General features: G+C 44.3%; 22 protein-coding genes. 12 read left to right on the forward strand and 10 right to left on the reverse strand.

All coding sequences use genetic code 11. The features are described 5' to 3' along the window. Positions 1-287 precede the first annotated feature (287 nt). The 4 genes from BSR11_RS12695 to BSR11_RS12710 form a co-directional block, all read right to left on the reverse strand. Positions 288-1,454 (reverse strand): D-alanyl-D-alanine carboxypeptidase family protein, encoded by a 1,167-nt coding sequence (locus BSR11_RS12695; RefSeq protein ID WP_072670716.1) that lies wholly within the window; start codon positions 1,452-1,454, stop codon positions 288-290. A gap of 233 nt (positions 1,455-1,687) precedes the next feature. Continuing rightward, positions 1,688-2,614, reverse strand: a complete 927-nt coding sequence (gene speB / locus BSR11_RS12700; protein ID WP_072670717.1) for an agmatinase — start codon at positions 2,612-2,614, stop codon at positions 1,688-1,690. Beyond that, positions 2,615-4,525 (reverse strand): arginine decarboxylase, encoded by a 1,911-nt coding sequence (gene speA / locus BSR11_RS12705; RefSeq protein ID WP_072670718.1) that lies wholly within the window; start codon positions 4,523-4,525, stop codon positions 2,615-2,617. A gap of 303 nt (positions 4,526-4,828) precedes the next feature. Continuing rightward, on the reverse strand, positions 4,829-5,653 hold the full coding sequence (locus BSR11_RS12710; protein WP_072671202.1) for a tetratricopeptide repeat protein: 825 nt from the start codon (positions 5,651-5,653) through the stop codon (positions 4,829-4,831). 561 nt (positions 5,654-6,214) lie between these two features. On the opposite strand from BSR11_RS12710, the gene BSR11_RS12715 reads away from it, so the two are divergent. Continuing rightward, positions 6,215-6,787 carry a mechanosensitive ion channel domain-containing protein gene (locus tag BSR11_RS12715; RefSeq protein ID WP_072670719.1) on the forward strand — a complete coding sequence of 191 codons (573 nt, stop codon included), beginning with the start codon at positions 6,215-6,217 and terminating at the stop codon, positions 6,785-6,787. An 81-nt stretch (positions 6,788-6,868) separates the two neighbouring features. Here BSR11_RS12715 and hutZ read toward each other — a convergent pair whose 3' ends face one another. Both hutZ and hutX read right to left on the reverse strand, forming a co-directional pair. Beyond that, complete coding sequence (gene hutZ / locus BSR11_RS12720) at positions 6,869-7,399, reverse strand: heme utilization protein HutZ (protein WP_072670720.1); 531 nt, start codon at positions 7,397-7,399, stop codon at positions 6,869-6,871. A 22-nt stretch (positions 7,400-7,421) separates the two neighbouring features. Further along, entirely contained in the window at positions 7,422-7,925 is a 504-nt protein-coding gene (gene hutX / locus BSR11_RS12725; RefSeq protein WP_072670721.1) for a heme utilization cystosolic carrier protein HutX, read from the reverse strand. 280 nt (positions 7,926-8,205) lie between these two features. Between hutX and BSR11_RS12730 the strand changes: the two genes are divergently transcribed. From BSR11_RS12730 to BSR11_RS12740, 3 genes are read left to right on the forward strand one after another with little or no spacing between them, the layout of a single operon-like run. After that, positions 8,206-9,060: a heme/hemin ABC transporter substrate-binding protein gene (locus tag BSR11_RS12730; protein ID WP_072670722.1), complete on the forward strand. Its 855-nt coding sequence runs from the start codon at positions 8,206-8,208 to the stop codon at positions 9,058-9,060. A gap of 17 nt (positions 9,061-9,077) precedes the next feature. Further along, positions 9,078-10,097 carry a FecCD family ABC transporter permease gene (locus BSR11_RS12735; protein ID WP_422636408.1) on the forward strand — a complete coding sequence of 340 codons (1,020 nt, stop codon included), beginning with the start codon at positions 9,078-9,080 and terminating at the stop codon, positions 10,095-10,097. Next, on the forward strand, positions 10,097-10,876 hold the full coding sequence (locus BSR11_RS12740; protein WP_072670724.1) for a heme ABC transporter ATP-binding protein: 780 nt from the start codon (positions 10,097-10,099) through the stop codon (positions 10,874-10,876). Before BSR11_RS12735 ends, BSR11_RS12740 begins: the two co-directional genes overlap by 1 nt. On the opposite strand, the gene BSR11_RS12745 is transcribed toward BSR11_RS12740, so the two are convergent. Next, positions 10,873-11,343: a TetR family transcriptional regulator gene (locus BSR11_RS12745; RefSeq protein ID WP_072670725.1), complete on the reverse strand. Its 471-nt coding sequence runs from the start codon at positions 11,341-11,343 to the stop codon at positions 10,873-10,875. The two genes, BSR11_RS12740 and BSR11_RS12745, sit on opposite strands and share 4 nt — an antisense overlap. A 387-nt stretch (positions 11,344-11,730) precedes the next feature. On the opposite strand from BSR11_RS12745, the gene BSR11_RS12750 reads away from it, so the two are divergent. Beyond that, positions 11,731-12,030 carry a DUF406 family protein gene (locus tag BSR11_RS12750; protein ID WP_072670726.1) on the forward strand — a complete coding sequence of 100 codons (300 nt, stop codon included), beginning with the start codon at positions 11,731-11,733 and terminating at the stop codon, positions 12,028-12,030. 125 nt (positions 12,031-12,155) lie between these two features. Next, positions 12,156-12,755 carry a hypothetical protein gene (locus BSR11_RS12755; RefSeq protein ID WP_072670727.1) on the forward strand — a complete coding sequence of 200 codons (600 nt, stop codon included), beginning with the start codon at positions 12,156-12,158 and terminating at the stop codon, positions 12,753-12,755. A gap of 27 nt (positions 12,756-12,782) precedes the next feature. Here BSR11_RS12755 and BSR11_RS12760 read toward each other — a convergent pair whose 3' ends face one another. Next, entirely contained in the window at positions 12,783-13,391 is a 609-nt protein-coding gene (locus tag BSR11_RS12760) for an AraC family transcriptional regulator (RefSeq protein ID WP_072670728.1), read from the reverse strand. Positions 13,392-13,569: 178 nt separating this feature from the next. Between BSR11_RS12760 and BSR11_RS12765 the strand changes: the two genes are divergently transcribed. Beyond that, entirely contained in the window at positions 13,570-14,676 is a 1,107-nt protein-coding gene (locus BSR11_RS12765; protein ID WP_072670729.1) for a 1-acyl-sn-glycerol-3-phosphate acyltransferase, read from the forward strand. 69 nt (positions 14,677-14,745) lie between these two features. Here BSR11_RS12765 and BSR11_RS12770 read toward each other — a convergent pair whose 3' ends face one another. Beyond that, the gene (locus BSR11_RS12770; protein ID WP_072670730.1) at positions 14,746-16,569 is read right to left on the reverse strand and encodes a hybrid-cluster NAD(P)-dependent oxidoreductase; all 1,824 of its coding nucleotides are present in this window, start codon (positions 16,567-16,569) and stop codon (positions 14,746-14,748) included. A gap of 201 nt (positions 16,570-16,770) precedes the next feature. Between BSR11_RS12770 and pyrC the strand changes: the two genes are divergently transcribed. Further along, positions 16,771-17,799 carry a dihydroorotase gene (pyrC, locus tag BSR11_RS12775; RefSeq protein ID WP_072670731.1) on the forward strand — a complete coding sequence of 343 codons (1,029 nt, stop codon included), beginning with the start codon at positions 16,771-16,773 and terminating at the stop codon, positions 17,797-17,799. 74 nt (positions 17,800-17,873) lie between these two features. Continuing rightward, positions 17,874-18,806 carry a M14 family metallopeptidase gene (locus tag BSR11_RS12780; RefSeq protein WP_072670732.1) on the forward strand — a complete coding sequence of 311 codons (933 nt, stop codon included), beginning with the start codon at positions 17,874-17,876 and terminating at the stop codon, positions 18,804-18,806. A 123-nt stretch (positions 18,807-18,929) separates the two neighbouring features. On the opposite strand, the gene BSR11_RS12785 is transcribed toward BSR11_RS12780, so the two are convergent. Next, complete coding sequence (locus tag BSR11_RS12785) at positions 18,930-19,721, reverse strand: AraC family transcriptional regulator (RefSeq protein WP_072670733.1); 792 nt, start codon at positions 19,719-19,721, stop codon at positions 18,930-18,932. Between the two features lie 97 nt (positions 19,722-19,818). Between BSR11_RS12785 and BSR11_RS12790 the strand changes: the two genes are divergently transcribed. The 3 genes from BSR11_RS12790 to BSR11_RS12800 all read left to right on the forward strand — a co-directional run bounded on the left by BSR11_RS12790 (position 19,819) and on the right by BSR11_RS12800 (position 22,630). Further along, a complete protein-coding gene (locus BSR11_RS12790) occupies positions 19,819-20,721 on the forward strand; it encodes a DMT family transporter (RefSeq protein WP_072670734.1) in 903 nt (300 codons plus the stop codon). A 174-nt stretch (positions 20,722-20,895) separates the two neighbouring features. Then, positions 20,896-21,660, forward strand: a complete 765-nt coding sequence (locus BSR11_RS12795; RefSeq protein ID WP_072670735.1) for a DeoR/GlpR family transcriptional regulator — start codon at positions 20,896-20,898, stop codon at positions 21,658-21,660. 247 nt (positions 21,661-21,907) lie between these two features. Beyond that, on the forward strand, positions 21,908-22,630 hold the full coding sequence (locus BSR11_RS12800; protein WP_072670736.1) for a LuxR family transcriptional regulator: 723 nt from the start codon (positions 21,908-21,910) through the stop codon (positions 22,628-22,630). The last annotated feature ends 2 nt before the right edge of the window (positions 22,631-22,632 follow it).

Below are 22,632 nucleotides of genomic sequence, written 5' to 3' on the forward strand. Positions count from 1 at the left end.
CAAGTTAAGGTCTGTTTAAATTTCGCTTGCTTAATATTGAATATTATTCAGCCGCCAGCATTTACTGAGCGCTGGCTAATCAAAAATGAGTAAGATATATAATCAATATTCCCTTTCTACTTGACGCTGCAACGGTGTTGGCTAGGTCCGTTATCCCAATCACATAGTCTGCCTATGCTCATAGGGCTGCATTCACTTACCGCCTACCTGCAACTTCAAATAATTTGGGTATCGAGTGTAACAGCAGAGAAAATGTCTCTCTGCTGTTACATGATGAGAGAGGGGGCTTAGAACCAGCTAGCGAATAAACGCTTGATTCTATCGACTGTTCGCTTAAACCAACTGCCTTGCTCAACGCTTTCTAAAGCAACCAAGGAAACCTCACCGACCTTGCGATCATCGACTTGGTATATCACTTTACCAACGATATCACCTTTTTGGATCGGAGCTTGTAAATCCTTATTCATCTCGATCAAGCCACTGAGTTTAGGTAACTCACCTTTAACGACGGTTAAATAAGTTGTCTCGGCAACCCCAACAGGCAACTGATCTTTTTTGCCCATCCACACCCTCGCCTGCTCAATCGGCTCTCCTGCTTGATGAGGCGCTATGGTTTCAAAGAAACGGAAGCCATAGCTTAGCAACTGCTTACTGTCGGCTTCTCGGCCTTTAGCGCTATTGGAACCCATAACGACAGAGATCAAACGCATGTTACCATTGGTCGCCGAGGTGGTTAGACTAAAACCAGCCCCGCTAGTGAACCCAGTCTTCATACCGTCAACATTCATGCTCCGATCACGCAATAAACCATTACGGTTATATTGAGTGATGCCATTATAAGTAAACGATGTTTCACTGTAGAGCGGGTAAATTTCCGGTAGATCACGAATAATCGCTTGCGCCAGCTTAGCAATATCATAAGGCGTACTGTATAGACCTGAGCTGTCTAAGCCATGAGGATTAGTAAACGCCGTATTGGTTAGTCCAAGTGTGGCTGCCCAAGAATTCATTAAATCAACAAACGCGTTTTCAGAGCCAGCGACGTGTTCTGCGATAGCCACACTCGCATCATTACCAGATTGAACAATCAAGCCGCGATACAAATCCATCATATTGACTTTGGTACCGACCTCAATAAACATTTTTGAGGAATCGGGAAAGTTTCTTGCCCATGCTCTTTGGCTAATCACCACTTGATCATCAGGGCTAATGTTACCCCGCTTCATTTCTTGTCCGGCAACGTATGACGTCATCAGTTTCGTTAAACTCGCTGGATTCAATTTATTATGAGCATTATGTTCAACTAAAACCGTACCCGTATGGTAATCCATCAAGACATAACCTTTCGCAGAAAGCTGCGGAGGATTGGGTACCACAATCGGTGTTGCATTACTTACCAGGGGAATAAAAGACAAGCACGTCGCAGAAACGACAATAGACTTGATATTTTTCATAACTCGCATCCCAAAATCAAAGAGAAAAATAGTATAACTAACTGACTAGATTACCCTGTTTTTCTTTACTCACTCTTACAGTAGTGTAAATGAACGTAACAAGCCTTCCCATACTTAACCACTGGAAAAGCGAAAAGTGCCAATAATTCGTCTTTATCACTGAGAATGTGTGCGTTAGTTAACAAAAAACCGAGCCTGATGACTCGGTTTTAAAGTGGATACAGCCAAAAAATTTAGGCTTTATTTTGATTGGCAGACCAAACGTACAGCAATTCTAGTGCGATGGTAGCGCCCGCTAACGCGGTCATTTCACTTTGATCGTAGGCCGGAGCGACTTCAACCACATCCATCCCGACTAAGTTGATGCCTTTCAATGCGCGAATGATCTTCAAAATTTTATCGGTGTTCAGTCCGCCACACACGGGTGTACCAGTACCTGGAGCAAACGCAGGATCGAGGCAATCGATATCAAAGGTTAAATATACCGGTTTGTCTGCAATGATAGTGCGAATTTGTTGCACAATCTCTTCCACCGACATATCGTTGGCTTGCATCGCATTGATAACATTAAAACCATGCCCTTCTTGCTTATACTCAGTGCGAATACCGATTTGCACTGAATGTTTAGGGGAAATCAACCCCTCTTTCGGCGCATGATAAAACATCGTACCGTGATCGTAAGCACTACCATTGGCATAAGTATCGGTGTGTGCATCAAAATGAATCAGCGCCATTTCACCAAACTGTTTAGCATGAGCACGTAAAATCGGTAGCGTCACAAAGTGATCGCCGCCGAGTGCCAGTAAGGTTTTACCACTTTTGATAATTTCGCCCGCCGCCGCTTCAAGACGATAAGTAAAATCTTCCGCATCGCCGCAATCGAACACCAGATCACCAGCATCAATCACTTTTGTCTGAGCAAATAAGTTGAAATCCCATGGGAATTTCTTTCCTTCCCAAGCAAGATTCACCGAAGCGCGACGAATAGCATCTGGCCCCATACGAGCGCCAGAACGACCTGAAGTGGCCATATCTAAAGGCACACCCAGTACGACGACATCCGCATCGCTATCGATCGGGTTTCTCATATATGGACGACGGACAAAGGTCATCGCATTGGAGTAGAGTGAATAATCAGTTTTCGTAAACAAATCATTCATTTAAAAGTCCTCTAAATAAGTATAACCACTCAAGCCCTGCTCTAGCTCTGCTAAAACAATCGCTTGTTCTTCGGTCGCCACACGTTGGCTAACCAATTGACGATAATTGGCACGAATCGCATCAACATCGATATGCACATAACGCATCATATCTTCTACGGTATCCCCTTCATTGATCGAGGTAATTTCCGCGTCTCCGTTATCAGTAATATTGACCACGACACTGTGGGTATCACCAAACAAATTGTGCATATCACCCAAAATTTCCTGATAAGCACCCACTAAGAAAAAGCCCATCAAATAAGGCTTATCTTTTGACCAAGCTGGTACTGGAAGGGTGGTTTCAATCCCTTGCCCCTCGACATACTGTTCAATCGCACCATCTGAATCACAGGTGATGTCTAGCATGACAGCACGACGATCTTCAACATTATGTAAGTCTGATAAAGGAAGTACGGGGAACACTTGATCGATACCCCAGGCATCCGGTAATGATTGAAATAAAGAGAAGTTGACAAAGAATTTGTCGGCTAATCTTTCTTGCAACTCATCAAGTATTGGGCGATGGAAACGATTCTTAGTGCTCATTTTCAAGCGTAATTCATAGTAAATACGCAGTGAAAGCTGCTCAATCCATGCACGATGTTGTAAGTTGATCACACCTGAAGCAAACAGAGTATGCGCTTCTGATAAATCACTTTGCGTATCATTATAAATTTCAATTAATGCACGCGCATCAGTACCTTCACGTAAGGTTTCCCAGCTACGCCACATATTTTGCATCAAAATTGGATCATCGGTTTCTGGTTCGCTGATCTGCTCAGGCATATACGCTTCAGTACCAATAACATTGGTAATCAATACCGCATGGTGAGCAGTGATTGAGCGACCAGATTCAGAAATGATGATCGGTTTCGGTTGCTCATACAGATTACACATATCGGCAACAACATTGACAATATTGCGAGCGTATTCTTGTAGACCATAGTTCATCGAGTTCGATGATTGGCTCCGTGTACCGTCATAATCTATCGCTAAACCGCCACCGACATCAAAGTAATCAATCTTGGCACCAAGTTCTCTGAGTTCACAATAAAAACGAGCGGCTTCATTGACGCCATTACGTACGTCACGAATATTGGCCATTTGCGATCCCAAATGGAAATGCACTAACTGCAGAGCTTCAAGTTGGTCTTCAGCTCGTAGACGCTCAACCACCGTTAATACTTGTGAAGCTGCTAAACCGAACTTAGATTTTTCACCACCACTGGATTGCCATTTACCAGCGCCCTGCGACGCTAAACGAATGCGTAAGCCTAAGCGAGGTTTTACGCCAAGGCTTTTGGCTTCTTTTAGGATCAGATCGAGCTCGGAAAGCTTCTCCAAGACGATGAAGACTTTATGACCTAATTTCTCACCGATCAACGCAAGACGAATGTATTCGCGATCTTTATAACCATTACAAACAATGACTGAACTGGCCTGTTGCGCCATCGCGAGTACGGCAAGAAGTTCTGGTTTACTGCCCGCTTCCAGACCAAGTTGCTTAGTTTCAAGTTCAGCTTGACTGGCGAGTATCTCATCCACCACTTCTTTTTGTTGGTTAACTTTAATCGGGTAAACCAACAAATATTTATTAGGGTAATCACACTCTTCAATCGCTTGATTAAAAGCGTCACAAATATTGTGCACACGTTGGTGCAGAATCTGTGGGAAACGAACCAATACCGGAAGATTAAGATTACGAGCTTCAAGTTGTTTGACTATCGAACTCAATGCGGTTGGATGAGCATTATCTTTTCTTGGTGAAACGATCACTTCACCATGGTCATCAATGCCATAAAAACCTTGGCTCCAATAATGAACATTATAATCCGCACGAACACGATCTAATTTGGATGATTTTTCCACTTGATATCTCACAAAAACAGAGAGAATGTAGTGATAGCCACATTATGCCATCACACCTGACACCCTAAATGTCACGCGCTTTATCGGCGAAAAGAGAGGGTGTGTCTAATGATAATAATTTGTCGTAAAGACAAGCTTTAGTTATGGCTACCACTGATTAATTAAAGTCATCAAAACCTCCGTATCCTATCGCTCCATAGAGAGTTAACCAACTCATCGACATCGATAGACGAACCCAAGCCATTCGGTATGCCGATCGTCTAGGTGATTCACACGACGTCACGTGAACGACCCAGCTCAAGCTTAACCGTGGTTAATCAGCGCATTAAAGTTTTTGTTACCGTACAGCGATTCAAAATCAGGCTCTTCAAGAATTAAATCGCGCATTGATGGGCTTATCTCTATTGCTCGTTGAATATCTTCCAATGCTTGATCTTCTGCTCCTAAACGAGCATAAGCACACGCACGCTGATACAACGCTGGTCCATTATCGTTATCCAGCTCTAACACTCGATTACAGAGACTCATCGCCCAGTGATACTCTTGCATTTCCATTACCGCATCAGCTTTATAAGTCAATGCTTCAAGATCGCCGGGGCGAATTTTGAGTATTTCGTCATAGACATCGATGCGCTGCTCTGCCGTCTGTACACTTTGCGATCTCAGCCATAAATTATGGATCTCATTAATCACTTCAATTTCACGGTTATTTTCAGTAATGATGCGGCTTTTACGCTTTAAATCTTGCTCTAAGGCGACAAACTTTCGTTCATATTCTTGAGCGATTTTATTAATGCTTTTATCGGCCATTTCCCGGGTATTGTGTTTAACTTCCCGTAACGATTGCCAACCAATCAAAGCAACTAAAGAAGCCACACCAGCGATAACATAGAAAAAATAAGTCACGGTAACATTGGAATAACTGAGCGACCGATCGGCGACGGATAATTCACGGTCAGTGATTTGAATGGTTAAGCGGCGCTCTAAATCTTGCTGATCCTGACGTAACGCTCTTAATTCATCGAGGATATAACGTTCAACTAATGGTCTATCCAAAATCGGCGATTCTGAATACGGAGGCTCACGCTCTTCCTGTGCCCAAGCCACTGAACCGATCAGTATCATCATGGCAAAAATTACTCGGCAAATGTGTCGCACGTGCAAGGCTCCTTAATAGCTTTACTGCCACGTAGCGTTTCATGGTTGGTCTAGCTTGAAGCGATGACGATAGATATGGACCATCTGGTTTTGTCTGATTGCAGACATTCTTCACTAACCAGTCAGCCGATGTTACGTGAAGATATCGATCACCAAAAAACATTTCAATTCAAAGCATCAACAACCAAAAACTGGGCATATTTTTTATAATTAAGCGGTAACATTAACAAACTTAAGTCAAAAAATCATCAAACTGCTTAACAAGCAGCACAAAAAAGTGTTTCGAACTCTATCAATACTTCATCTACCTTGTCTCAACGAAAAGAATTCGATTGAAATTACGCACAGTTCAGTTATTTTCACCCCCATTTAATGGGTTAAACCCAAGCCACTTGTCATTATGAGTAAGTGGTGGATAAGCGTCCACTATGGCACTCCTGAGCGTTATTAATATAGATAAACAGTAGGGTTGGAGATAAACGAACGTCGTCAGTACCGCTGCGTTTCAAGTAGAAAGGGGATAAATGTATTATGAAATTGCTTTCTTTATTACAAGAGAATTACCAATGGGCACTTTCTGTGCTCATATTACTGCTCTACCCTAAACTGGTTTTTTTAAGTTTGCGGATATTAGATAAAACGGTTGGACAAAGAGAAGACAGTGATCGATTACAGCGAGTCAAATGGCTACTCAAAACCTCACTTTTTATGATAATTCTTTTAGGGATCATGATGATTTGGGGGATCGAACTACGCGGGCTGTTGGTGATTGGTTCTTCATTGTTTGCTTTGATCGGGGTGGCGTTATTCGCAAGCTGGTCTTTACTCAGTAATATCACCTCCTTCTTAGTGCTGTTTATCCAAAATCACTTTCGAATCGGATCTTGGGTAAAAGTCATCGATGGGAGCAATTTTATCGAAGGACGCTTAGTGGATATGACACTATTTAATGTGGTACTCGAGACTCTAGATGGAAATCGAGTCCTCTACCCGAATAATTTATTCATTGTTCGGCCGGTCGTCGTGTTGGCTAAAGCTCCCGAAAAAAATGCTAAAAAAACAGTGAAAAAACAACTACCAAAGCTCACGACACCCAATCTTTAACTAATTCATAGCACCTCTCTCATGACATCATCAAAGGCCAATCTTAGCCTTTGATGATAACAGCGTAGCCAAGTTTCAGCTTTATGCGTTGGCGATTTGTCTATGCCCTTCTTCAAGATGAACAAAATCAACCAAATCATCTCCTGAAACTTGGTAGGCTTGGCCAAAACCTTTTACGAACAACCCATGCTCTGGCTTTAAGCAAAACAACGAGAAATCTTCTAGCTGGCTTAAATTAGTGATGATCTCGCCAAACCGCTGTTGCATTTGTTCAATCACCTGTTGCCATAGCGGCGAGTGACGTTCAATCATGCTCGCTTGAGCATCAAACGTTAATCGCTTGCGAGCAAAAAGCTGCTTCGCACTTGATTCATCTTCAATCATCATGATCGATACTTGAGAATTCACCGCTAAATTACGCGCATGACGCGCAATATGGGAAATCAGAATAAAGTAACCCTCTTGGTTTTGTACAAAGGGAGCATAGCTGACATTCGGTTTACCTTGCGCATCGACGGTTGCTAACTGTAATGTCGTACGTTGTTGACGAAATTCTTTAATTTCTGGCTCTAAACGGCCTTGTAGTCTTTCTTGTTTAACTTGCTGTTCCATTGACGTGCTCCTTACAAGGCGGTTATTTAAATTGTTGTTGCATGGTTTGAAAACGATCGACCTGCTGAGCGATAAGCTCACGCTTATCGTCACGGCCTAAATAAATCTTAAAAATAGAATCTCCCTGCTGAGTGAAAAAACCAAAGTAATGACTTTCTCGTCCCATAAATGGCTTACTCACTAAAGCAATATGATGAATTAAATCTATTTTTAAGTGACCATGGAGTTGACCTGGCTGCCCAAATAAATTGTAGTAACCACGTGCCTCTTTACCCTTAGGTAGCGGAGCCTTAATTTCAAAAATAGAGCCAAATGACTGTACGATGGTAGTGACATTGGTCTCCCAGTCTGCAATCTCCGTTAATACCATCTGCGCGTGATCACCCGAGAGCAGGGTAACCATTTCGCTAGGAAAAGCAGACACAACAGCAAACTCACTCACCGCTAAACGTTCAGCAATTTGTGCTGGAAGTAATGTGGGCTCATCATTCAATAGCTGCGCCACTTGGTGTGATAATTGTTCCATTTTGTTATCCAATACGATTACGTGGGTATCTCAACGTCATTAAGAATAATTAGAGACAAATGATAATGCAATTGATAATTGATATTGTTTGTATTGTGGGTAATAATTTGCGCTCTTGAAACTAGAAACTGCCAAATACCTCATACGCCGTCAGTACTCAGTAAGTCAGTGAATCCCAAGCGCATAGATAACGCAGTCATTAGGGAATCCGAACCTCGCTAACCTAACTGCAGATTGAAGTAATATGAGGATCATTGTGGCGATTGAGTGAATGAGCATCATGAAATTTTCTGCACCTTTTCGTCGGCTACTTGCCAGTATTTTATTCCTCTTGTGCGCTAATAATCTTTGGGCAGCTGAACGTGTGATCAGTGCGGGCAGCAGCGTCACAGAACTTATCTTTGCATTAGGTGGACAAGAGCAATTAATTGCGGTGGATGTCACCAGCAATGAACCTCGCACTCGTGAATTACCTCAAGTGGGCTATCACCGACAGCTCTCGGCAGAAGGCTTACTGGCTTTAAATCCAACCCAATTAATTGGTTCAGATGAAATGGGACCAGAAAGTACCTTACGCCAACTGCGCTCCGCTGGCGTCAAAGTCAGCGTCATCAATAGTGATCCTGATGCGCAAGGATTGCTTGAACGTATCGACCAAATTGCTCAATTAATGAATCGCCAAACAGCGGCAAAGTCATTAAAACGTCAAGTTAATGATTCTTTACAACAACTTAAAGATGGGCAACCAGAGCAATCACCACTCAAGGTGTTATTTTTACTGCTTCATGAAGGACGAGCAGCCAACGTCGCTGGCTTAAATACTATTCCTGATACGCTGATCACTTTAGCTGGCGCTCGTAACCCTGCTGCAGAAATGATTTCCGCCTATAAACCCTTATCGATGGAAGCGCTGATCACCATGCAACCAGACGTTATTTTGGTCAGTGGCCGTAGTTATGATCAACTCGGTGGAGCAGAGGCTATCTTAGAAGCGCTACCAATGTTAAAAGCTACCCCGGCGGGAATTCATCAACGTATCGTTACCATTGATGGTCATGCGCTCGTTGGTGGCGTAGGACTAAAAACGATTCAAGAAGCTTTGCGTTTGCAAGCGTTACTCTATCCAAAAGGATAACCGCAGTGTTGCGTCATGTGCCTATTCATTTATTACTTATTATCCTCGCCCTCAGCTTAGGGATATTAAGTTTAGCGTCAATTACCGTTGGCCCTATGTCGATCAGTTTTCGAGATAGCTTGCATAGTTTAGTGTTTCACTCTGATGATATCGCGGCTCATATCAATCTGGTTATTCATCAAATCCGCCTCCCTCGCACTCTTCTATGCTTATTAGTGGGCGCAATATTAGCGCTCTGTGGCGTGGTAATGCAGGGCTTATTTCGTAATCCTCTCGCTGAACCGGGGATCATTGGGGTATCTGCAGGTGCGTCATTAGGCGCAGCACTTGCGATTGTAGTACTCGCCTCTTTTGAGTTCGATGCCACTTGGATGAGTGTATTCACACTTCCTTTTTGTGCTTTTATCGGCGGAGTATTAACAACGTTACTGGTTTATCGACTAGGCACCAGTCAATTGGGAACTTCAGTGACTATCATGCTATTGGCTGGCGTGGCGATCAGTGCGCTTTCCGGAGCGGGTATTGGCTATTTAAATTTTCTGGCTGACGATCAAATGCTGCGAGATCTGACCTTATGGTCAATGGGCTCTTTTGCTGGCGCTAATTGGCCACAAATCTATTTGTGCCTGATCACCCTTGGATTATTGGGATATTGCTTTCACCGCCGAGCAATGGCACTCAATGCGCTTTTGCTGGGTGAATCTGAAGCTCGCTATCTAGGTATTGGAACACAACAACTTAAACGAGCGCTGATCGTACTCTGCGCCGCAGGGGTGGGAATCACCGTCAGCGTGGCTGGGATGATAGGCTTTGTCGGCTTAGTTGTTCTTCATTTGGGACGCATACTGGTTGGCCCTGATCATCGATATTTATTGCCCGTTTCCGCTCTTATCGGTGCACTACTGCTGACTTGCGCCGATATGTTTGCCCGCGTTGCGGTGGCACCGAGTGAATTGCCGATCGGCATTGTCACTGCGCTCGTCGGTGCTCCCTTTTTCCTCTACCTATTGTTTAAACAAAAAGGGAAACTGTTTTAATGCCCACTCCAGCTATTCAGGCTCATCACTTAACGGTCTGTTTTCATTCAAAATCAATATTAAAAGATATCAATATTGAACTTCATCACGGCGAGGTTACAGCTTTACTTGGTCCCAATGGGGCGGGTAAAAGTACCCTACTAAAAGCGTTAAGTGGTGAAATTGACACTCACGCTAAAATTCGCTTTTTTGGTCAAACTCGTGCCAACTGGTCAGCTAAGCGCTTAGCAAAACATGTCGGTGTTTTACCACAAAGTAGCTCATTAAACTTTCCATTTACCGCTCAAGAAGTGGTCGAGCTTGGAGCGATTCCACTGGACATTAGCCACCAACAAACTCGACAATTGGCACAATATTATATGCAAAAAACCGATGTTTTACCGTTAGCCAATCGGCTTTATCCTGAACTCTCAGGCGGAGAAAAACAGCGCTTACACCTAGCAAGAGTGCTCACCCAACTGCATCAATCCGGCGCACAAAAAGTCTTAATGCTTGATGAACCGACTTCTGCATTGGACTTAGCTCACCAACACAAAACCTTGCTTATCGCTCGTCAATTAGCTCGAGAGGAGCAGTGTGCCGTCGTGATTGTATTGCATGATTTGAACTTAGCGGCGCAATACGCCGATCGGATGGTCATACTCCATCAAGGACACATTGTGTGTGATGCTGCACCTTGGCAAGCTCTGAGCCCTGAGATGATCAAGCAAGTCTATGGTCATGATTCGATGATCGCACCACACCCAACGTTAGGTTTTCCTATGATCTACCCAGTTTAATCACGCTCACTCATCGCGATGATCGATTTACCAATTAACCACTCCAACTGTTGGCGACTTTGTGGTCCCCATTTATCCTCAACCAGTCTATAAAGCCGAGTCACCATTTGCGCTGCAAAAAACTCGGCGCGCTCCGCCATGACCAAATGTTGAAATAATAAACGCAACGTTGCCATAAAAGCTGGAGCAGTACGTAGCGCCTTCAACCAGCTCTCAGAGAACTCATTCAGCCCTTGCTCTAACTCTAAATACTCGGTGAATTGATTAAAAATTTTGCTTTCTAATGCCAATGCAAAATCAGTTTTTTTAGGGAAATGGTGGCTAATACCCGTTCGAGAAACCCCAGTCTGCTGACTTAATGTGGTGTAAGACATTTTGTCGTATCCTAAACTGAGCAACTGATCGATAACGGCATCCATAATTCTTTGAATCGTAATTTCGGTATCTTCTTTACTACGTTTTGGCATGGCTCATGCTCTTCATCAAAGGGTGATTATTCGGCTAGATAGTTCAAAGACTGTTGATCTGGCAAGGTTAAATAGTCAGCAAACCGTCGAGATCATCTTACAAAGTCTTAGTTAAGGCAATGAAACCGATAGCATTATGACAAAAAACTGTCACTCATTCGCACAAACTCTTGACGAACATCACAAGATATTGCCACGTACTCGTCGTTCATCTACGCTGCACTGACTACTCAATCATAGTATGAATCATTGATTGATCGAGATTATGCCCAGATAACCACTTCAACTGATATCAACATTAACCAATCCGATCGGCAGCAGATATTGAGTGGTAACCCGCAACATAGCAGGCTAAAATAGCCTTAGTTTTTATAAGAGGATAACAAGATGACCAATCAATGCTACGTAGAAGATGAAGTATGTGAAGCATGTGGTGTCGCGGGAGAAATGGGATTTATCATTAAAGAAGGTGACGAAGTTGCCGAAGTCACCATTTTTGCGACCGAACAAGATTTACTTCAACAAGAGTTTGATAAATATCTGCAACTCGCTCAACAAGTGTGCGCCAACGTTGAATATCAAATTCTTCCCTCTCAAGAAGCCAATAAACTGCAAGCTCAATTCAAATTTGAAGTCAGCGCAGAAAAATTGATTTTTGAACTCAAGTCTCGTTCATTATTCCGCTAAAATGAACAAGGTGAGCGATAACTCGCTCACCTGATATCTGTGATAGTAAAATACAATCACCCGTTGAAAATCCACACCATTAGACCGATACTCTTAGCACGATCACCAATACAAGGATGTCAGCCATGCGGCGCTGGTTACTGGGTTTTTTGAGCGTACTATGCGCTTTGCCATTGCTCGCCATCCCTCTTGATTACTATAAGATACTCAATCATTTAGATAATTATGGCAATCTCAATTTACGCAATAAACCTTACACTGAGCTACCGAATGGCCTTACTGTCAAAGGCAACCTGAATATTGCGCAAACCTCAATAAAAAGTCTGCCCCCGCAACTTCGCGTTGAAGGCAGTTTGGAAGCGAGTAATAGCCAGCTACAGCGTATCCCTCGTGGCACCTTCATTCGTGGTTATGCCAATCTACTCGGTTCACAAATCACCCGCTGGCCTGCTGGGGTTAATGTTGGAGGGTACATCAATTTAACTGATACGCCACTTGAACAGTTGCCGCCAAGGTTAGTCGTTAAAGGGGATTTAAGCGTGGTTAGAACCCCGCTAACCGAACTGCCGGAGAGGTTGGTAGTACAAGGGGATCTGTATATTGGCGGTTCGCAAATTACCCGCTTCCCAGAGACGATGACCGTCAATGGTAATATCTTTTTAGGTGGGAATCAGATTCAACAATGGCCAACGAACCTTACCTTAGGCGGAGCCGTAGCCCGATAAGGATCGGATGGGCTTGGCTGAAATGAGTTAAGGTTGCTCACCTAAAATCAACTGACACAGTTGCTGATACTGTTCAACTTGACCAGCAAATAATGCCTCGACGATTTGTGCCTCTTTTACACCTGACAAACGACGCTTGCGCGCTTCACGCACTAATAAAGCCACATGACACTCTTTACTGATCCGAGGATGGCTGTCTGGTGTCCATTGACTCAACACCTGGCTTAAACCGGTGAGTTTGAGTTTAGGTTCAAAGTTTTGTACTTCATACTTAAGCACTTGTAGCAAATGAGGATACACTGGGCTATCAGAGACAGGCTCTTGCAGACGTTGTAAAATACTGCGACTGACATCGCTGAGTTTAACCACTCCAGCCTGCTGAGGAAAAGGAACACGCAAACGCACCGAAAAATCAACCCGTGTAATTTGAGTATTCGGAAAGAACGTTAATGCACACAAGCAATCGATGGGAATCCATAGTGCTTGCTGGGCTTCTATGGCGTATTCATGTTTACCAAGTCGAAATAAGACTAAACCATGATTCACTTGGATTAAGCTATGCTTACTCGTTCGTTTTCGCGCCGTCGCTTGCAAATAAGGAAAAGTACAAGTTTCAGATTGAATCGCGTAGTTCATGGTTGGCCTCATGGATTTTAAGGGCGCTAAGAGTAACGCTTCTTGATAAAAAAGCCAACTGAACTGAACCTTATCAGACTGATTCTGGTCTGACCTTGTAAATTATGTGCTTATGATAGCTGCGAGTCACTCAGAGTATGCGTAGAATAGGCGAGCTTTTTATTTGATGTACAATACTATGACCTCAACCAACGATCCTTATCAAGATATACGTCCTTATAACGACGACGAAATTCCTGCGGCGCTTGACCGCTTAATCAATGATGAAGAATTTATCTCAGCGATTTTGCAGCACCGCTTTGCGCATCAACCTACTTGGCTCAGACCACTATTGAGTCCAATCGTAAAAATTTATTTGAAATTTAAATGGGCCAAACTGACTTCCGTTGAAGCCATTCAGTTAGAAGTAAAAAAATACCTTGAGCAAACGCTAGAACACACTACCAGTGGTGTGACTTACACAGGGCTTGAGCAATTAGATAAAAACCGCTCTTATCTTTTTATTTCCAATCATCGCGATATCGCCATGGATCCTGCGCTGGTTAATTATGGTTTGCATAAAAGCGGCCATCGAACGGTACGCATTGCCATTGGCGATAACTTATTGAAAAAACCTTGTGCTACCGAGTTAATGCGTCTTAATAAAAGCTTTATCGTACAACGTTCTGCCAAAGGGCCACGTGAAATGATGAAGATGCTCGGCACACTATCAGGCTACATTAAACACTCGCTGGATACGGGCAACTCAATCTGGATCGCCCAGAAAGAAGGACGAGCCAAAGATGGTAACGATTTTACTGATGCGGCAATTTTAAAGATGTTCCATGTCGAAGGACGTAAACAAAAAGTTGATTTTGCTGAGTACATGCAATCACTTAATATCGTACCGGTGTCGATTGCTTACGAAAATGACCCTTGCGATGTCGCCAAAGCACGCGAACTGTATGAAAAAGCGACTCACGGTCAATACCAAAAAGCCGAATTTGAAGATATTGAAAGCATTATTCAAGGGATTGTTGGCGAAAAAGGACGAATCCATGTTGCCTTTGGTGACGTGATCAGTGAACCTTTTGCCACTCCAGAAGCCTTAGCCGATGAAATTGATCGCCAAATTCATGCTAATTATCGTCTCTATCCAATCAATTACTTGGCGGCGAATGTCGACCACGAGGAGATACAGGATGAGCATAAAGTGCAACTGGAAGCGAAGTTAGCTCAACTCCCTGTTGATGCCCATCGTTATTTACTCGATAGTTACGCAAACCCTGTGCGTAATAAAGCTTAATTGTTGACCGCTTAATTGAGCCACCCCTGACCTTTCAGGAGTGGCTTTTTCTTTTTACCTGCCACCGATTTATGAGCTTACGACTTCAATATCGGTTTCAGGAATACTGCAACACGCCAATACTTTACCAAGATGACGTTCATGATCGGGTAACGCTAATGTCTCCGGCTGTTCAACTCGCCCCGACTGCACCGTCACTTTACAAGCACCACAAAAACCTGCGCGACAGCTATTAGCCACTTTTAAACCCGCACGTTCAATCTGCTCAAGTAACGTGGTCTGATTATCGCCTTGAAACGCCTTTCCATCGAGTGTGATGGTGAGGGGCTGATACGCCCGATTAACCGATGGGGTCACCGTAAATACCTCCTGATGATAAGCCGTTTCTGGAACACCCAGTTTTAGCAACAGGTTTTTTGCTTTTTGCATAAAGCCATCCGGCCCACAGACAAAAACCTGCCTCTGTGTCACATTTTCTATTTTTTTCAGATGAGATAAGGATAGTCGCCCTTTTAAAGCAAACCAATCTATCGAAGGCTGAGTCAAACTGAGCATCAAGGTCAATCCAGGATGATCCCTATGCAGAGCTTCTAGCTCATCACGTGCGGGAATATCAGCTTCACTGCGACATTGATGATAAAATACAACATCTCGTATGCTCTGGTGGTCCGCTAAATAACGCAGCATCGATAACATCGGCGTAATCCCGCTTCCCGCAGATAACAGTAATAACGGCTGATCTAAATGCGCATCATGTAGATGAAAATGCCCCTCCGCAGATTGAGCGACTAAACTCTCCCCCACCTGAAGGTGTTCCAGTAACCAGTGAGAAACACTTCCACCGTCAATAGCTTTAACGGAAATCGCTAAACGTTCTGGCCGAGAAGGGCTTGAAGAAAGCGTATAGCGACGATGATGCACTTTACCGTCAATAATCACTTCAATCGGTAAATGTTGGCCGGGGAAATACTCGGAGAAATCACTGCGTTGTGGCTCTAACCAAAAAGTCACAAAATTATTGGCGATGGTCTCGCGCTCAACACAGCGCATTTGATAATGGCGCTGTCCTTGATCAAGGTAATGCTCTTTTTCTTTGTATTCCAAGACTTCTATCGGATCATTAACCGAGATCATCCCCTCATTTTTTGCAATCAAGTTTTGACCGAAAAACACACCGCCGCGTTGATTTGCGCGAAATTGCGCTAAGGTTCTTAACGGCTCCGTACTGGGGCGAAACTGTCCCGTACTCATATCAACCGTGGTCAAAACACAGCGTTCACAGGGTTTGACCAGTTCAAATTCAACCTGACCAATTTTGATCCGCTTCCAGCTATCTTCGATAAAGGGTTCCCCGCCAGAAACAACCAAATTGGTTCGAAATTGCGCCATACTATGTTGCTCAGGACTACGGCGGTTCAACTCATCTAATGAAGCTTGGCTAATTAATAACAAAGGATAACCATCAGCAAAGCTGACGTTGCTACCCACTTTCTCGCGGACTCGATTCGACTGCTCCCCCGTAAACAACAATTCAACCCGTTGCCCCAGCACAGCACTGAACCAATCATCCGCTTCGTCGGTGGTGGTATAAGCGGTAAAATTATCATCCCAGACTTGAGCCTGCGCCACTTGACGCTTAAACGTACTATAACGCAGCGTTAAGGGCTCACGACCTGGCGCGGTAAAAATCAAACCATCCGCCGTTAATGCAGAGCGAATCGCGACCATCGATGGGTATTTTCGCGCGGTCACCATACTGCCATCCGCCAAAGCGACCATGAAACGGCGATCAAACATCAATCCTTGTTTTTCAACCCAAGCGGTAGATAGCGATAACCCTGCCGTCGATTTAACCGGATAAATACTAATTTGTGAAAGCTGCACAGCCGACATGGTGATTCCTTATTGGTATTTTTATTGACGCTAAGCCTAACGGAAAAACGAGGGAAATAAAAAGCCGAAAACAAAGAAAAAGATGATATTAAGCCACTTTTCCTCTATCATCCTGTCGCCTAAACGGAAGCGTTTGCGTCATAAGTACGTGAACATGGTTTAGGCTCCAATCATTCAACTTTTCCATGGTGGGAGCAATTCATGACAACCTTTACCCTGACTCGTCCCGACGACTGGCATGTTCATCTACGCGATGGTGATGTTTTACAAGATACCGTTCGAGACATTAGCCGCTATAACGGACGTGCCCTGATCATGCCCAACACCGTCCCACCCGTCACCACGACTGAGATGGCTCTTGCTTATCGTGAACGCATCTTAGCCGCCCAACCTCACGCGCACTTTCAACCCTTAATGACTCTGTATCTCACCGACAATACTTCGCCTGATGAAATCCGTAAAGCCAAAGCATCCGGTGCGGTTGTAGCGGCGAAACTTTACCCAGCTGGTGCGACCACCAACTCAGATTCTGGTGTCACTGACCCGAAAAAAATCTACCCAGTTCTACAAGCGATGCAGCAAGAGGGATTACTGTTATTGGTGCATGGCGAAGTAACGACACAGGATATCGATATCTTTGATCGAGAAAAGACCTTTTTAGAGACCGTATTAGCGCCTATTGTCAACGACTTCCCAAACTTAAAAATCGTCTTAGAACATATCACGACCGCAGAAGCCGTCGCCTTTGTCAAACAAGCTGGGGAGAATGTCGCCGCGACGATCACTGCACATCATTTACTGTTTAATCGTAACCATATGCTGGTCGGCGGAATACGCCCCCATTTCTACTGTTTACCGATCCTAAAACGAGCAACCCACCAAGACGCCCTAGTTGCCGCGGCAACCTCTGGTAATAAAAAATTCTTTTTAGGCACGGATTCCGCGCCCCATGCACAAGGCCAAAAAGAATCCGCGTGTGGCTGCGCAGGATCGTACACCGCGCACGCCGCCCTTGAGCTGTATGCAGAAGTATTTGAGAAACAAGGTAAGCTTGAAAACCTTGCCGCATTTGCCAGTTATAATGGGCCTGATTTTTATGGCTTACCACGGAATACGGATACTGTGACGTTAACTAAGCAAGCTTGGTCCGTACCTAATACGATGCCGTTTGGTAACAATATGGTCGTTCCAATACGAGCGGGTGAATCGATTCATTGGACGGTGAAATAAACCGAGACACCAATTGCAGTCGCAGCTCATAACACTTAAGCTCATGACTTTTCTTACTCTCACTAGGGAAAGTCATGACTACTTTTAATCGTTACCCGATTGGCACACTCGGTCAACCATGGACTGAACAAGAACGTCAGGCTTGGCGTGCACAAACTAAAATTCAGCGCCCTTATCAAACGGTGGTGGAGGCGATTAAGGCTTTATCGGATCAATTTTGCGTTGAACAATACGGCGCGCTGTCTTACGACCCTGAGCGATATCCACTGCTGTGTGTCAAAACTCAGCCTTGGCAAACGGATAAACCGACCCTTTTAGTCACTGGCGGAGTACATGGTTATGAAACCAGTGGTGTTTTCGGTGCTCTGCAATTTTTAACCGAACAGGCTCACCGTTACGCAGAACAGATGAATATTGTCGTGGTGCCTTGCGTCAGCCCTTGGGGGTACGAAACAATTCAACGCTGGAACCCGAATGCGTTAGATCCTAATCGTTGTTTTTATCCAAACAGTCCAGCAGAAGAGTCGGCGGCCCTGATGGCGCTGGTCAAAACACTACCGACGATACTTGCTCATCTTGACCTGCACGAAACCACCGACAGTGATGAAAACGAATTTCGCCCCGCATTGGCGGCGCGTGATGGTATCGATTATCAACCGGGACATATCCCCGACGGCTTTTATACCGTAGGAGACAGCGAGAATCCGCAATTGGATTTTCAAGCCGCAATTATTGAATCGGTACGTCAAGTCACTCACATCGCGCCCGCCGATCAACAAGGTCAAATTATTGGCTCACCGGTTATCCAAGAAGGAGTGATTGTTTACCCAGTAAAAGAACTCGGTTTATGCGCTTCTGTCACAAATAGCCAGTACTGCTCAACCACTGAAGTGTACCCAGATAGCCCACGGGTCAATAGTGACGACTGTAATGCGGCTCAAGTGGCAGCCATTGTGGGCGCTTTAAACTATTTATACCCAAAAACTACTTATACCCAAACGACTTGAGTTGCAGGTAGGCGGCAAGTGAGTGAATCCCCATGAGCATAGGTAAACGATGTGATTAGGCTGAACGAACGTAGCCAACACTGCTGCCACTTCAAGTAGGAAGAGGATACTGGCTTGATAAGCTTAAGACAGTAACCGGTTCTTATACTGCTCCGGCGTTTGTCCGGAGTATTTTTTAAACATACTAATAAACGGGCTGGCCTGATTGTAGCCTAAGGTTAATGCCACTTCTTTGACCGATTGCCCATGACGCAATAACTCCATCGAATGCAAATAACGCACTCGCAATCGCCATTCAGTAAAACTCATGCCTAATTCTGCCTGACAATAACGGGCTAACGTACGCTCGGTAGTATGGATACGCTGTGCCCATTGAGCAAGCGTTGTTTCATCGGTTGGATTTTCTTCAATCGCTTTCAGTATCGGCGACAAATATTTGTGATGACTAGACGGCAGGAAATGGTGCTGAGTCTCCTGCGTGGCTAATTGGTCGAGTAATACCTGTACTAAACGCTGGTCTTCACGACTGGTTGCGACACTCACTGAACGCTGACGAAAGTCATCAATGATCGCAGAAACAATCGGGGTGACTTTAATTAGGCTGGTTTTTTGCGGGAAACCTTCGGTCATTTCAGTCGCAATATTTAACGAACAGTACTCGATAGGTCGCCGATTATAACTTTTATGGCGGATCCCCGCAGGAACCCAAATAGCCAGATGTGGTGGAGCCAAAAAGCGCATCGCTTCTGCTTCCATCTCAAGAATACCTCCGGAAATTAACTGCACTTGCCCCCAAGCATGGCTATGCGCTCGAGTCTCCGTATTGGAAAGAAAAGCTTCAAAATTCATAAATACTGCCGACGGAGCCTGCTCAATCGAGAGGGAGGGATGAAGGTTTCTGCTGCGTTGATTCAAACTTGTCTTCCTATCGCTCAAAGTGTCTTTTTAAAGATATATATAATCATAGAGACCTGTCAAACTATCACTAATAATCTCCGACTCTGAGGCAGCAATGATTTATTTTCTCCCTTTATTCACCGTGCTGATTTGGGGTGGCAACACCATTATTAATAAGATGGCCGCCAGTACTATAGAGCCGAGCGCAATGAGCTTTTATCGCTGGTTGCTCGCAATGCTGATCTTAAGCCCTTTTTGCTTACCAACCGTCATTCGGCAGCGTCACATTATTCAACCTTATTTGCCAAAACTCGCTTGCTTAGCGTTACTGGGCATGGTGTTGAATCAATCTTTAGGCTATTACGCAGGCTTAACCACCAGCGCTTCAAATATGTCACTCATCACCTCATTAGTCCCCCTATTGAGTGTGTTTATTAGTGTTCCTTTGCTCAATAAGCGCATTTCTAGCTTGAGTATTACTGGTGGCCTACTGTCATTGTTCGGTCTTGCATTAATGCTCGGTCAGGGCGATGTGTTATTTTTCCTTCATCAATCCATCACTCCTGGGGATGGTTTGATGGTCTTAGCCGCACTGGTTTATGCCTTATATTGCGTACTGCTCAAACGCTGGAAGATGCCCTTAAGTAGCTGGTCAATTATCTACTTACAAGGCGTATTAGCCGTATTCATGCTGATTCCATTATGGTTAACCAGCGAACAGCTTCTGCCTACCGAAGGGTCATTGCCACTCATCGCTTACGCTGGTATTGCCGCCTCACTGCTTGCGCCATGGATGTGGGTAAAATCCATCGACGCTATCGGAGCAGATTCATCAGCGATGTTTATGAACTTATTACCGGTTGTCGCGGTAACATTGGCTGCCACATTGTTAGGTGAGCATATTCATCAATACCACTTTATTGGCGGACTCATGGTGATTAGCGGGGTCATTTTATCCCAAGTGCGCATTCGACGTCGTTCGACTTTAGAACCGATAGAAAAAGCCTCAACACCTTAAACCAAGACTAAGGGTTCGCTCAAAGATGGCTTGTCGATAGAACAGATAATCATGTTCGTTTTGTGTGAAACGAAGCTTAAAACGAACTAAAAACTGGAATAATTTGTTCTCGTTGATTGAATTTAGTCCATTAAACCGTACACTTAGCGCACTTCAACGTATAAGGATAGGCCTGTGAAAGCGGTTAAACGTCATCAAGAAATCATTGAACTGGTGCAAACCCAAGGGTTTGTGAGCACTGAAGAACTGGTCGAACGATTTAATGTGAGCCCGCAAACCATTCGTCGAGATCTTAATGAGTTAGCCGATGCTAACCAACTGCGTCGAAATCATGGTGGAGCCACCATCGCCACCAGTTCGGAAAACTCCTCCTACCATACTCGTCAAGTCACATCACAAGCGGAAAAAGAAACCATCGCCGCCGCTTTAGTCAAGCATATCCCTGATGGCGCAACACTGTTTATTGATATTGGCACCACGCCAGAAGCGATAGCTCGCGCATTAATGGTTGAACACCATCACTTACGCGTTGTCACCAATAACATTAATGTGGCAACCATTTTAATGAGTAAACCTGATTTCAATATTATTCTGGCAGGCGGTGAAGTGCGCAATAAAGATGGTGGTGTGACCGGAGAAGCCACTCTCGATTTCATCTCTCAATTTCGGCTCGATTTCGGTATTCTGGGGATCAGTGGTATCGACTACGATGGATCGCTGCTCGACTTCGATTATCATGAAGTACGGGTCAAACGCGCGATCATCGAAAACAGTCGTTGCGTCTATTTAGGCGTTGATCACAGTAAGTTTGGACGTAACGCCATGGTCAAATTAGGCACACTCGCCGATATTGATCTGATCATCACCGATCAAGCTCCGCCAAAAGAAATCGAACATTTTGCGAAAGAACATGACGTCACTATCCAAGTCACGCTCTAAGGGTTTAGCGCTGGATACTTTGCATAAGCAATAAACGACAGATAATCTCGATTGGCAGCGCCGAGTGAGAGTCAAGATAGGCTCTCACCGTTGCGATAAACACAAATAAACGATGTCACTGGGATAATCGAATATTACCTCTACAGCAGTAAGAAAAAGGGATAACACCATAAGGATAATTGCGGACATCACCTCTATTTAAGTATATTATCAGTTCAGTTAGCGCCTTTGTTGTCAATGGTCATTTATGCAAAAAATTCTGCGCCTGATCCAAGAAAATCCTTTTATTGATAGTTTTCAAGCTCTGCAATCTACGTTGGCTAAGATGAATCATCTTATTGAGCATGAATACTTTTTATTTGGCCTTTCTTTACAGACGACATTAACCAACAACGACACCCTCATCGCCGATAATTACCCTCTCGCTTGGCGTCAACAGTACGACGAATCCCAATTTATGTTGATTGACCCGATTGTTCGCTACAGCATGAGCAACTTTTTACCGATCCGCTGGTCGGAGATTCGTGCACATCATCAAGATAGCCAGATCATTTTTGAAGAAGCTCGCCTTAATGGCTTAAAAGAAGGATTCTCAATTCCAGTGCACGGATTAAGAGGCGAATTCGGGATGCTCAGTTTCGCGACCTCAGACACACGTCATTACGACCTTAATCTTCCGGCTATTCAGACCTCGCAATTGCTTGTTCCCTTATTGGCACAAAACATAGACAATATTGTGCGCTGCCACCGTAATGCAAAGCCAAGAGCAGAGTTAACCTGTCGTGAAGGACAATGTTTAAGTTGGGCGGCCGAAGGAAAAAGCGCTTGGGAAATCGCGCAAATTATTAATACTTCTGAACGAACGGTAAAATTTCATCTCTCTAACGCTTGCAAAAAGCTTGGTGCGACGAATCGCTACCAAGCCATTACCAAAGCAATTTTAGGCGGTTATATTAACCCTTATTTATAATA

It is taken from the genome of Vibrio injensis, from assembly GCF_001895205.1.
GTDB classification, from domain to species: Bacteria; Pseudomonadota; Gammaproteobacteria; order Enterobacterales; family Vibrionaceae; genus Vibrio; species Vibrio injensis.